The organism is Rhodoferax sp. UBA5149 (assembly GCF_002413825.1).
GTDB lineage: Bacteria > Pseudomonadota > Gammaproteobacteria > Burkholderiales > Burkholderiaceae_C > Rhodoferax.
Map to the genome: position 1 here is coordinate 502 of NZ_DHXT01000158.1, position 12,929 is coordinate 13,430.

Sequence of the window (12,929 nt, forward strand, 5' to 3'; positions counted from 1 at the left end):
GGAACGGCTACCGGCACCTGGAGTTGTATTTTGGCGTGAGCGGTTCGGGCCGTGTGTTGCATACCCTCAATCCGCGCCTGCACCCGGATCAAATTGTCTGGATTGCCAACCACGCCGAAGACTCGGTGCTTTGCTTTGACATGAGTTTTCTGCCCATCGTCAAACTGATCCACAGCCGTTGCACCACCATCAAACACTTTGTGGCGCTGTGTGATGTGGGCAAATTGCCTGCTGACACCGGCATTCCTGGCCTGGTCAGCTACGAAGCCTGGATTGGTGCGCAATCCAGCAACTACCAGTGGCCGTCGTTTGATGAAAATTCAGCCAGCAGCATGTGCTACACCAGTGGCACGACCGGCAACCCCAAAGCGGCCTTGTACAGCCACCGTTCGACCATGCTGCACGCCCTGTCAGGTGCCTTGCCGGACGCCTTGAGCATGAGCGCGCGCGACACTGTGTTGCCGGTGGTGCCCATGTTCCATGTCAACGCCTGGGGTTTGCCCTACTCCGCCGCCATGACGGGTGCCAAACTGGTGTTTCCCGGGCCGGCCATGGACGGCAAATCGATTTACGACTTGATCGAGACCGAGCGTGTGTCTTTCGCGGCCGGTGTTCCGACCGTATGGCAAATGATGCTGGGTCACATGCAGGCGGGGGGCTTGCGCTTCACGACGCTCAAACGCACAGTGATCGGTGGCTCGGCCTGCCCACCCGCCATGATCACGGCGTTCAACGACGTCTACGGGGTGGAGGTGCTGCACGCCTGGGGCATGACGGAGATGTCGCCGCTGGGTACGGTCTGTACCCTCAAGAACAAGCATCTTGCCATGGCGCCCGAGGAAAAAATGAAAGTCCGGCTTAAGCAGGGACGGGGAATTTTCGGGGTCGACATGAAGATCGTCGATGGCGACGGCCATGAACTGCCCTGGGACGGCAAGGCCTATGGTGACCTGCTGGTCAAGGGGCCGTGGATCATCAGCGAGTATTTCAAAGGGGAGGGTGGCGCGCCGCTGATAGACGGCTGGTTCCCGACCGGCGACGTGGCCACGATCGACGCGGACGGCTACATGCAAATCACCGACCGCAGCAAAGACGTCATCAAATCCGGCGGCGAATGGATCAGCTCCATCGACGTGGAGAACATTGCCATGGCCCATCCCGCCGTGGCGATGGCGGCGTGCATTGGCATGAAGCATCCAAAGTGGGATGAGCGGCCCATCATCGCGGTGATGAAGAAGCCGGGCGCAGAGGTGTCGCGTGATGAGCTCCTCAAGTTTTATGAAGGAAAAACGGCCAAATTTCAGATTCCGGACGACGTCGTGTTTGTCGACGCGATTCCCCTGGGTGGCACGGGCAAGATGCAGAAGACAAAACTGCGTGAGTTGCTCAAGGATTACAAACTGCCTGATGCCTGATGCCTGATCAGGGCGATCACGTCAACAGGAGTTGCAGGCCCGCATCGTGCCGGGCTGCATGAGGTGTTTGTGGTTGATTCAGGCTACGGGAAACCCCTCGTGATGCAATGCAATAAAACTTGTAAGCTTGGCGTGTGTTTATTGTCAGAAACTTAGGAGATTTTTAATGAAATTTACGATGAAGTTTGTTGCAGCTAGCGTTGCCGTTTTGTGCGTCGGCGGCGCGTTTGCCCAAAGTGGTGAAACGGTCAAAATTGCCTTTATCGATCCACTTTCGGGGCCGTTCGCCAATGTGGGGCAAAACCAGCTCAAAAGCTGGCAGTTTGCTGCGGAGCACTTCGCTGGTAAGAAGAATCCGGCGGGTGTGAAGTTTGAGGTGACTGGCTTTGACAATAAGGGTTCACCGCAAGAAAGTCTGAATTCGCTCAAGGCAGCCATCGACCAGGGCTTTCGCTATGTCACGCAAGGCAACGGCTCGGGTGCTGCCATGGCGATCTCTGACGCGGTGACCAAGTTCAATGAACGAAACCCTGGCAAGGAGGTGCTATACCTCAATTACGCAGCGGTAGATCCGGCCTTGACCAACGAGAAGTGCGAGTACTGGCATTTCCGTCTGGACGCCGATACCACCATGAAGATGGAGGCCTTGACCACTTTCATGAAGGACCAGCCGAGCGTCAAGAAGGTGTACTTGCTGAATCAGAACTACTCACACGGTCAGCAGGTCTCCAAGTATTTCAAGGAAGATATTGCCCGCAAGCGCCCGGATGTGAAAATCGTGGGTGATGATCTTCATCCGATCGGTCAGGTCAAGGACTTTGCGCCCTATGTTGCCAAGATCAAGCAGTCCGGCGCCGATGCCATCGTCACCGGCAACTGGGGCGCGGATTTGACGCTGCTGGTCAAGGCGCTCAATGACGCCGGCCTCAAGATTCCCATGTATACCTATTACGCGGGGGTCACTGGTACGCCTACCGCGCTGGCCGCCGGTGGCGACAGCGAGGTTTACGTGATTGCGTATGGGCATTCCAATCAGCCAGGCGAGATCGGGAAGATGGAGACCGAGTTCAAAAAGAAGTTCAATGACGACTACTACACGTTTGCCACTTATAACGGTATCGAATTGATGGGTGCTGCGATTGCCAAAGCGAAGTCCATCGATCCGGTCAAAGTAGCGGCCGCTCTGGAGGGTTTGACGGTCAAGAGCTTTGCGGGTGAGGTGACCATGCGCAAGAGCGATCACCAGTTGCAGCAGACCATGTTTGTGACCAAGTGGCAAAAAGTCGACAAGAAAAACCCATACAGTGTTGAGAATACGGGTTACACATTTGCGCCTGTCAAGCAGATGGATCCTTACGTTGCCAGCACGCCGACCAGCTGCCAGATGAAGCGTCCGGGCTAAACCCGGTGGCGCTGGCGCTCCCTTTGACGCACCCCTTGGACGTTTAAGGGTTGGGGCATGAACAGCTTACCTATGTTCATGCCTATCGAGTCACATGGGTGATACACCCTACTGGAAAACCCTCGTGCTGCAGCGCACAATTACTTGTACGCTGAGAGCTTGTTGATTTATTGAAACTCAGGAGATCTTTTATGACCTTTTCGATGAAAGTTGTTGCGGCTACTGCTGCCTTTTTGTGCGTCAGTGGCGCGTTTGCCCAAAAGGGTGAAACCGTCAGAATTGCCATGATCGAGGGCCTGTCCGGGCCGATGGCCAATGTCGGCGGCAACCAGCTGAAAAATTGGCAATTTCTTGCCGACCCTGCGAACGGCGTTAGGAACCCCGCTGGCGTGAAATTTGAAATCGTCGGCATGGACAGCAAAGGTTCGCCACAAGAAGCACTCTCAACCTTCAAGGCAGCGGTCGACCAGGGCTTTCGTTACATCGCGCAAGGCAACGGATCCGGCGCGGCACTGGCCTTGTCCGATGCCGTAGCCAAGTACAACGAACGCAATCCGGGCAAAGAGGTCGTCTACCTGAATTACGCTGCGGTCGATCCGGCTTTGACCAACGAGAAATGCAACTACTGGCACTTCCGGCTGGATGCTGACACCTCCCAAAAGATGGAAGCGTTGACCAGCTTCATGAAGGACAAGCCCAGTGTCAAAAAGATATACCTGTTTAATCAGAATTACTCACACGGACAGCAGGTTGCCAAGTATTTCAAGGAGGGCATGGCCCGCAAACGGCCTGATGCCAAGATCATCGGCGAAGACCTCGTGCCGATGGGACAGGTCAAGGACTTTGCGCCTTACGTCGCCAAGATCAAGGCGTCGGGTGCCGACACCATCGTCACTGGCAATTGGGGTCAGGACCTGACGCTGTTCGTCAAGGCCATGAATGAAGCTGGGCTCAAGCTGCCGATGTATACCTACTATGCTGGTGTGTCGGGCACGCCCACCGCTCTGGCAGCAGGCGGTGAAAGCGAGGTTTATCAGATCGCGTACAACCACTCCAATTACACCGGGATCATGGGCAAATTAATGCACGACTTCCAGATGAAGTTCGGCGACGATTTTTATACCTTCTCCATTTACAACGGCCTGGTGTTGTTGAGTGAAGCCATGGCCAAGGCCAAATCCACCGACCCGGTCAAGGTGGCGGCTGCCATGGAGGGGCTGAAGTTCCAGGGTTTCAATGGCGAGTCCGAAATGCGCAAATCCGATCACCAGATGCAACAGGGGCTATATATCTCCAAATGGCAAAAGGTGGACAAGAAGAACCCTTATAGCGTGGAAAAAACCGGCTACACTTTTGCGCCTGTCAAATACATTGAGGCATATGTGGCCAGTACGCCCACCAGCTGTCAGATGAAGCGTCCGGGCTAAAGCCGGTCACGTCGAACGCCGGGTGACGTTGTCGTTACCCCGGCGTTTTTTTTCGCATCGGTCATTTGCGCTTGTTGCTTTGACTTTTTTACTACTTCACGAGTACGCCATGGAGTTCTACACTATTTCACTGCTGAACGGCATCAGCTACGGCCTGCTGCTGTTCATGCTGAGTTCCGGGCTGACGCTGATCTTCAGCATGATGGGCGTTCTCAACTTCGCCCACGCTTCTTTCTACATGGTGGGCGCCTACTTTGCCTACACCGTGACCTCCGTCCTTGGGTTTTGGCCGGCCTTGCTGTTGGCGCCTTTGTTGGTGGGTCTGCTGGGGGCTGCATTCGAGCGGTATTGCCTGCGTCGGGTGCACAAATTCGGACACGTTCCCGAACTTCTCATCACCTTCGGCCTGAGTTACATCATTCTCGAATTGGTGCAACTGATATGGGGACGCAGTTCCGTGGACTACCGGGTGCCGGTGGCTCTGGATGGTCCCCTGTTTACCCTCTTTGGTACCCAATTCCCGACGTACCGGGCCTTCATGATGGGGGTGGCGATTCTCATGTTGATTGCCATCTGGCTGTTGCTCACCCGAACCCGGATCGGTCTGGTCATTCAGGCCGCCTTGACGCATCCCGAGACGGTTGAGGCTTTGGGGCACAACGTGCCACGCGTCTTCATGCTGGTGTTTGGGGGGGGGTGTGCGCTGGCCGGTTTGGCCGGTGTCATTGGCGGCAATGCATTTGTTACCGAGCCAAGCATGGCGTTCTCGGTAGGAGGCGTTATTTTCGTGGTGGTCGTGGTGGGTGGCATGGGCTCCCTCGCGGGTGCTTTTCTGGCTTCTCTCATCATTGGTGTTCTTCAGACATTTGCAGTGGCCATTGATGCTTCTTTGCTGTCAGCATTTGACACGGTTGGGGTGGTGCTGGCGCCCTCGACATTTGGCTATGCGCTGTTAAAGCTCAAGCTCAGTCAGGTGGCTCCCATCCTGCCCTATCTGTTTCTGGTGTTAATCCTTATTTTCCGGCCTAGGGGCCTGCTCGGCACGCGGGAGGGCTGATTCATGAGTAGCAATGTTTATCAGTTCAAGCCGTTCAATATCGGTCGCACCATTGTCTGGACCTCATTTGCGGTGATTTTATTGGTGGCGCCTTTGCTGTTTACCAGCAGCTTGAGCCAGACCATGCTCAGTCAAATGGGTATTTCCATCATCGTATGCCTCAGCTACAACATACTGCTGGGGCAGGGTGGCATGTTGAGCTTTGGCCATGCGGTTTATTCCGGAATGGGCTCGTTTCTGGCCATTCACACCCTGAATCTGGTGACCGGTGGACTGCCCTTGCCGGTTAGCTTGATCCCCATTGTGGGCGGGCTTGCCAGCATGGTGGTCGCCGTCATTCTGGGCTGGGTGACTACCAAGAAAGCGGCGACACCGTTTGCGATGATTACCATGGGTATTGGTGAATTGGTGTGGGCCATGTCCTTGATGTTTCCGGAATTCTTTGGAGGCGAGGGCGGCGTTTCAGGTAACCGCGTGACTGGCTTTAAGGTCTTGGGAATCACTTACGGTCCGCAGATTCAGTTGTACTACCTGATTGCCATCTATACCTTTGTGTGTACCGGCCTGATGTTTGCATTCACCCGCACCCCATTGGGACGCATGCTGAACGCGGTTCGTGACAACCCCGAACGCGTTGCGTTCGTGGGTTATGACACTCAGAAAGTCCGATATTTCGCTTTCATCGTGGCTGCTTTTTTCGCCGGTATTTCCGGTGGTCTGGCGGCCTTGAATTTTGAAATCGTCACCTCGGAAGTGGTCAGTGGCTACCGTTCGGGTGCCTACCTGTTGTTCACATTTCTGGGTGGTTCGACCTTTTTCTTCGGGCCCATCATCGGTGCCGTTCTCATGGTGCTCGCGTTTGTCCTGTTGTCCGAATTCACGAAGGCCTGGCTGCTGTACCTGGGTTTGGTTTTCTTGTTCATGGTGATGTACGCGCCGGGCGGCGTGGCTTCCCTGATCATGATGAACTTGCGGGTGGCGGCATTCGGTCATCTGCGAAAACTTTTGGTAAGGTATTTGTCACTTGCGCTGACGGCGCTGGTGGTGCTTATTGGCGTTGCCGCGATGATCGAGATGACTTACCACATGCAACTGAACGCAGCACTCGGGCCCGAGTTGTCGTTCATGGGCGGCACCCTTGACACGAAGAGCCTGAACAGCTGGTTAGGCGCCATCGTTGTGAGCTTGACGGGGCTGGGACTGTTCGAAGTCTGTCGCCGAAAATTCGCAAGCGAATGGGGCCAGATTCAGGAAAGCATTGAAAAAGAAATTAAACGGAGGGATGCGCTATGACTTTTGCGCTTGAATTAAAAGACTTGCGCAAGAGCTTTGGCAAGACGGAAATCATTCGCGGGATCAATGTGGCGATTCCGGCCGGCGAACGTGTCGGCATCATCGGCCCGAACGGCGCAGGAAAATCGACCTTGTTCAACCTGATCAGCGGTCGCTTTGAGCCCACTAGCGGGGATGTGTTGCTCAATGGGCAAAGTCTCAATGGAAAAAAACCGTTCGAGATCAATCGGATGGGTTTGAGCCGCAGTTTCCAGATTACCAATATTTTTCCGAACCTCAGTGTTTTTGAGAATCTGAGGTGCGGGGTACTTTGGAGCTTGGGCTACAAGTACACATTCCTGAAGTTTTTGGCGGGCCTGGATGATGCGAATGAACGGGCAGATGAATTGATGGACATGGTCCAGCTTGACAAAAAACGTGACGTCCTGGCCATGAACCTGACCTATGCTGAGCAACGTGCGCTGGAGATTGGTATCACCATCGCGGGTGGCGCCAACGTCATCCTGCTGGATGAACCGACCGCCGGCATGAGCAAGTCAGAGACCAGCCGCTTCATCAAGCTGATCAAGGATGTGACCGTGGGCAAAACTCTTTTGACCGTGGAGCACGACATGGGGGTGGTGTTCGGCTTGGCAGACAAGATTGCCGTGATCGTGTACGGTGAATTACTCGCCTACGACACACCCGACGCTGTGCGCGGCAACCAGAGAGTGCAAGAGGCCTACCTTGGGTCTTCGGTCGCCGATTCGCAGGCGGGGGGGCACTGATCATGTTGAAAATTGAAAACTTGCATGGGTTTTACGGCAAGAGCCATGTGCTGCACGGCGTTCACTTCGAGGTGCATCCTGGCGAGATCGTTGCGCTGCTGGGGCGCAACGGTTCGGGCCGTTCGACGACCGCCAAGGCCATCATGGGCCTGGTCGATTGTCACGGTTCCCTGCTCTGGAAAGGGCAGGAAATACTGGGCAAAAAGACCTATGAGATTGCGCATTTGGGCATTGGTTATGTGCCCGAAAGACGTGATATTTTCCCCAATCTCACGGTTGAACAGAATCTGTATCTGGGGCAGAAAAATGCCCGCAAGGCCGGGCGCTGGTCGTTTGACGATATGTACCAGATGTTTCCGCGGCTCAAGGAGCGACAGCACACGGAGGCGGGCGTGATGTCGGGCGGCGAGCAGCAGATGCTCACGCTGTGCCGTACGCTCATGGGGGACCCGGACCTCATCATCATTGACGAGCCCACCGAAGGACTGGCACCCAAAATTGTCGAGCTGGTGGCGGAGTACCTGAAGGAACTCAAAAAGCGTGGTATTTCCGTGTTGCTGATCGAACAAAAACTGACTATTGCCATGGATATTTCAGACCGCTGTCTGGTCATGGGCCATGGCAGTATTGTGTTCTCGGGTAGCCCGGATGAACTGCGCCATGACAGCTACACCCGCAAGGAATGGCTGGAAGTCTGAACGCCTTGTCCCACCTGTGACAAAACCGGGACCCAGGCGGTTTGAACTGCTGGATATAGCTCTTACAATCAAAAAAGCGAACGATCGTTCTATTTTCACTTCTGAGGACTGCAAGCATGACCGCTGAATACAAAGTGCATGGCGATATCGCCGTGATAACGCTCAACAACCCACCCGTCAATGGCTTGGGTTTCGCCACGCGTTTGGGCATTACAGACGGCTTGGCCAAAGCCAATGCCGATGTCGCTGTAAAGGCCGTCGTCATCACCGGCGCCGGCAAAGCCTTCTCTGGTGGCGCTGACATCAAGGAATTTGGTTCCCCAAAGGCTTTGCAGGAACCCAATCTGCTGAGCGTGATCCTGGCGGTTGAAAATTCATCGAAGCCGGTAGTTGCTGCGGTGCACACCGTCTGCATGGGTGGCGGGCTGGAGCTGGCACTGGGTTGCCATTACCGCATTGCAGAGCCAGGTTGCAGTGTGGCGCTGCCAGAGGTCAAGCTGGGCTTGATTCCGGGTGCCGGTGGTACGCAACGATTGCCCCGGGTGCTGGGTGTTGAGCCGGCGCTTAACATGATTTTCAGCGGCGAGCCGATCAAGAGCGAAATGCTGGCCATGCTGCCCGGTCAGAAGCTGTTTGACAAAATGGCTGCTTCAGCGGAATCCCTGGCAGAAGAAGCGTTGGCGTACGCTCGGTCGGTAGCTGATGCGCGGCCGATGCCCTTGGTGCGCAACCTGCCTTGCAAACATCCCTTGGGCGACGCTTACTTTCAGTTCGCGCGCAACATGGTCAAGGGCATGTCCAAAAACTTCCCGGCCCCGGCCAAGTGCGTCGATGCGGTCGAAGCCGCTACCAAACAGAAATTCGATGTCGGCATGGCCACGGAGCGCGACATCTTCGCCAGCCTGATGTTCACGGCCGAGAGCAAAGCACTGCGGCACATCTTCATGGCTGAACGTGCTGCCTCGAAAATACCTGATGTCCCCGCCGATACGCCACAACGTGCTATCAACTCGGTAGCGGTTATTGGTGCAGGCACCATGGGTGGCGGTATTTCCATGAACTTCCTGAACGTCGGTATTCCGGTGAAGATGCTGGAGATGAAGCAAGACGCGCTGGACCGTGGCATTGCCACCATCCGCAAGAATTACGAATCACAGGTCAAAAAAGGCAAGCTCAAGCAAGACAAGTACGAGCAGCGCATGAGTCTGCTGAGCACCACGCTGAGCTACGACGACCTCAAAGACGCTGACATGGTGATTGAGGCCGTGTTTGAAGAACTCGGCGTGAAAGAAGCCGTGTTCAAGGAGCTGGATCGGGTCATGAAGCCCGGTGCGATTCTGGCGTCGAACACGTCAACGCTGGATGTGAACAAAATTGCATCGTTCACCAAGCGCCCTGAGGACGTCGTGGGCTTGCATTTCTTCAGCCCGGCCAATGTGATGAAGCTGCTGGAAGTGGTGCGCGGCGCGAAAACCGCCAAGGATGTGATGGCCACCGTCATGGCGGTCGCCAAGAAGATCAAGAAGACGGCTGTGGTGTCAGGCGTATGCGACGGCTTCATTGGCAACCGCATGGTTGAGCAGTATGGCCGTCAAGGCGGCTTTCTGCTGGACGAAGGCTGCACCCCCGCGCAGGTGGACAAAGCCATTGAAAAGTTTGGTTTTGCCATGGGTCCGTTCCGCATGGGCGATCTGGCCGGCAATGACATTGGTTGGGCCATTCGCAAGCGCCGCGTCGTGGAAAAACCAGATATGAAATACAGCAAAACTGCCGATTTGCTGTGCGAGAAAGGCCGCTTTGGCCAGAAGACCGGTGCGGGTTGGTATGACTATGTGGCGGGAAAACGCGATGCCATCCCCAACGAAGATGTCGTCAAGATGATCGAAGAGCACCGCAAATCACTGGGTATTACCCCGCGCAAGATTTCTGACGAAGAGATCGTGCAGCGCTTGGTGTATTCGCTGGTCAACGAAGCAGCCCGTATTCTCGAAGAGGGTATTGCCTCCAAGGCCAGCGACATCGACATGGTCTACCTGATGGGCTACGGCTTCCCGATTTACCGCGGTGGCCCGATGAACTACGCCGACCAGGTCGGCTTGTTCAATGTGGTGCAAGCCATGAACCGCTTCGCCCAGAATCCGCTGGATGATGCGAAGTTCTGGCAACCCGCGCCGCTGCTGGCCAAATTGGCTGCTGAAGGCAAGACGTTTAACTAATCTGAGACTTTTGCGGGACAGACTACTGCGGCATCGCGGCAAGTTCTGTCCTCAACACTTTCTCAACACTTTATAAGGATGTCGACATGACTTCAGCTGTAATTGTTTCCACCGCCCGCACGCCGCTCGCCAAGAGCTGGAAGGGTTCTTTCAATATGACCCACGGCGCCACGCTGGGCGGTCATGCCGTCGAGCATGCTATTTCCAGAGCCGGGATTGAAGCCGGTGAAGTGGACGACGTCATCATGGGTTGCGCCACGCCGGAAGGCGCCACCGGCGCCAATATCGCACGCCAGGTCGCACTGCGCGCTGGCTGCCCTGTCACGGTGTCGGGCATGACCGTCAACCGTTTTTGCTCTTCGGGTTTGCAGACCATTGCCCTGGCCTCCCAGCGCATCATTGCCGGTGAAGGCGACATTTACGTGGCCGGGGGCGTGGAAAGCATCTCCTGCGTGCAGCAGGAAATGAACACCCACATGATGGCCGATCCGTGGCTGGTCAAAAACAAGCCCGAAATTTACCTGAACATGTTGCAAACCGCCGAGATCGTGGCCAAGCGCTACAACATCAGCCGCGATGCTATGGACGAGTACGGCGCTGCCAGCCAGCAGCGAGCCTCGGCGGCGCTGGCCGCCGGCCTGTTCACCGCCGAAATTGCCCCGATCACGGTCACCATGGGGGTGGCCGACAAGATCATGGGACTGACGACCAAGAAGGTCACGGTCAGCCAGGACGAAGGCATCCGCGAGGGTACGACCAAAGAGGGCATCAGCGGCTTGCGTTCGGCGGTCCCGGGCGGTCTGATTACGGCTGGCAATGCCAGCCAGTTCTCGGACGGTGGCGGCGCTGTGGTGGTGATGCACGAAGCATTGGCGGAGAAAAAAGGCCTGAAGCCTTTGGGGCGCTTCCTCGGCTTTGCCGTGGCCGGTTGCGAACCTGATGAAATGGGCATTGGCCCAGCGTTCGCTATCCCCAAGGTATTGGCGCGCTTGGGCCTGAAGATCAGCGACATTGACTTGTGGGAGCTTAATGAAGCGTTTGCCGTGCAGGTGATTTACTGCCGCGACAAACTGGGCATTCCGGGCGACCGCCTGAATGTCAATGGCGGCGCCATCGCCGTCGGACATCCTTATGGTGTGAGCGGTCAGCGCTTGACGGGCCACGCCTTGATCGAAGGTAAACGCCGTGGGGCCAAGCGCGTTTGCGTCACCATGTGCATTGGTGGTGGTATGGGTGCAGCAGGCATTTTTGAAGTGCTGTAACCTTTAGCCGATTGCGGCCGGATGAACCGGGGCTGAGCCGACTTAAGTGAGCGGCTCAGCTTTTTTTTTGCTTCGAACGGAGACGACCATGTCACTACGCCCTACCCTTGATTTTTTGTTGTACCAATGGCTTAACGCCGGAACGTTGAATGAGCGTGCGCGATTTGCCGACCATTCGCGTGAGACCTTTGATGCGGTGCTGGACACTTGCGAACGCATTGCCCGTGAAAAATTTGCGCCTTTCAACCGGCTGGTGGACACGCAGGAGCCGCACTTTGACGGCGAACGCGTCATCTTGCCGCAGGCTACGCATGATGCGCAAAAAGCGTATGCTGATTCCGGCATGTTGAGTGCCGCGCAAGATTTTGAGATGGGTGGCATGCAACTGCCCTACACGATTGAGGCAGCGGCGAATTCATTCTTTGCCTGTGCCTCGGTCAGCATTGGCTCGGGCATGCTGACGACCGGCAACGCCAATTTACTGATGGTGCATGGCACGCCGCTGCAAAAAGAAGTATTTTCCAAAAATGAGTTTGCCGGGCGCTGGTCCGGCACCATGTGCCTGAGCGAACCTCAGGCCGGCTCCAGCCTGTCGGATGTCGCAACCCGCGCAACGCCTGACGGAGAAGGCTCTGAGGCTGACCCGTTGGGCGCACGCTATCGCCTCAAGGGCAACAAGATGTGGATATCGGCCGGGGAACACGAGTTGACCGAGAACATCATCCACCTGGTGCTGGCCAAGATCCCGGGGCCTGATGGCAAGCTGATTGCGGGCACCCGCGGCATCTCGCTGTTCATCGTGCCCAAGAAAATGGTGAATACCGCGGGTGAGCTTACTGGTGAGCGCAACGATGTGGCGCTCGCCGGTTTGAATCACAAGCTGGGCTGGCGCGGTACCACCAACACGCTGTTGAATTTTGGCGAAGGAAAATACCCGGTGTCGAGCACGGGCGGTGGCCTGGACGGCCATGGCGCCGGCGCTGTGGGTTACCTGGTAGGCAAACCGGGCGAAGGCCTGCGCTGCATGTTTCACATGATGAACGAGGCGCGCATCGGGGTCGGCATCGCGGCCACCATGCTCGGCATGGCGGGTTATTACGCGTCGCTGGATTACGCCAAGAACCGGCCCCAGGGGCGTCCGGTCGGCGTCGGGGGCAAAGACGCTTCCCAACCGCAGGTTCGCATCATCGAACACGCCGATATCAAACGCATGTTGCTGGCACAAAAATCCTATTGCGAAGGCGCGCTGGCGCTGGAGTTGTACTGTGCCCGTCTGGTCGATGAGCAACATACCGGTGACGCCCAGTCAGCGGATGACGCTCGTTTGCTGCTGGAGGTGCTCACCCCGATCGCCAAGAGCTGGCCCAGCGAATGGTGCCTGGAAGCCAACTC

At 56.2% G+C, this 12,929-nt stretch carries 10 protein-coding genes; all 10 read left to right on the forward strand.

The genetic code is table 11. From position 1 onward, the window contains the following. On the forward strand, positions 1 to 1,415 hold a 1,415-nt coding region (locus B3V69_RS13860), incomplete at its 5' end, for a 3-(methylthio)propionyl-CoA ligase (RefSeq protein ID WP_296447468.1). Between the two features lie 166 nt (positions 1,416 to 1,581). Continuing rightward, positions 1,582 to 2,817 (forward strand): branched-chain amino acid ABC transporter substrate-binding protein, encoded by a 1,236-nt coding sequence (locus tag B3V69_RS13865; RefSeq protein ID WP_296447470.1) that lies wholly within the window; start codon positions 1,582 to 1,584, stop codon positions 2,815 to 2,817. Between the two features lie 191 nt (positions 2,818 to 3,008). Then, positions 3,009 to 4,244, forward strand: a complete 1,236-nt coding sequence (locus B3V69_RS13870) for a branched-chain amino acid ABC transporter substrate-binding protein (RefSeq protein ID WP_296447472.1) — start codon at positions 3,009 to 3,011, stop codon at positions 4,242 to 4,244. A 109-nt stretch (positions 4,245 to 4,353) separates the two neighbouring features. Beyond that, positions 4,354 to 5,301, forward strand: coding sequence for a branched-chain amino acid ABC transporter permease (locus B3V69_RS13875; RefSeq protein WP_296447473.1), 948 nt, complete (start codon positions 4,354 to 4,356; stop codon positions 5,299 to 5,301). Positions 5,302 to 5,304: 3 nt separating this feature from the next. Then, on the forward strand, positions 5,305 to 6,594 hold the full coding sequence (locus tag B3V69_RS13880; RefSeq protein ID WP_296447475.1) for a branched-chain amino acid ABC transporter permease: 1,290 nt from the start codon (positions 5,305 to 5,307) through the stop codon (positions 6,592 to 6,594). Next, positions 6,591 to 7,361, forward strand: coding sequence for an ABC transporter ATP-binding protein (locus B3V69_RS13885; protein WP_296447477.1), 771 nt, complete (start codon positions 6,591 to 6,593; stop codon positions 7,359 to 7,361). Before B3V69_RS13880 ends, B3V69_RS13885 begins: the two co-directional genes overlap by 4 nt. Positions 7,362 to 7,363: 2 nt before the next feature. After that, positions 7,364 to 8,059: an ABC transporter ATP-binding protein gene (locus B3V69_RS13890; protein WP_296447479.1), complete on the forward strand. Its 696-nt coding sequence runs from the start codon at positions 7,364 to 7,366 to the stop codon at positions 8,057 to 8,059. Between the two features lie 116 nt (positions 8,060 to 8,175). Further along, positions 8,176 to 10,275 carry a 3-hydroxyacyl-CoA dehydrogenase NAD-binding domain-containing protein gene (locus B3V69_RS13895; RefSeq protein ID WP_296447481.1) on the forward strand — a complete coding sequence of 700 codons (2,100 nt, stop codon included), beginning with the start codon at positions 8,176 to 8,178 and terminating at the stop codon, positions 10,273 to 10,275. An 86-nt stretch (positions 10,276 to 10,361) separates the two neighbouring features. Next, the gene (locus B3V69_RS13900) at positions 10,362 to 11,537 is read left to right on the forward strand and encodes an acetyl-CoA C-acyltransferase (protein WP_296447483.1); all 1,176 of its coding nucleotides are present in this window, start codon (positions 10,362 to 10,364) and stop codon (positions 11,535 to 11,537) included. Between the two features lie 88 nt (positions 11,538 to 11,625). Then, the coding region (locus tag B3V69_RS13905; RefSeq protein ID WP_296447485.1) for an acyl-CoA dehydrogenase family protein at positions 11,626 to 12,929 on the forward strand (1,304 nt) is incomplete at its 3' end.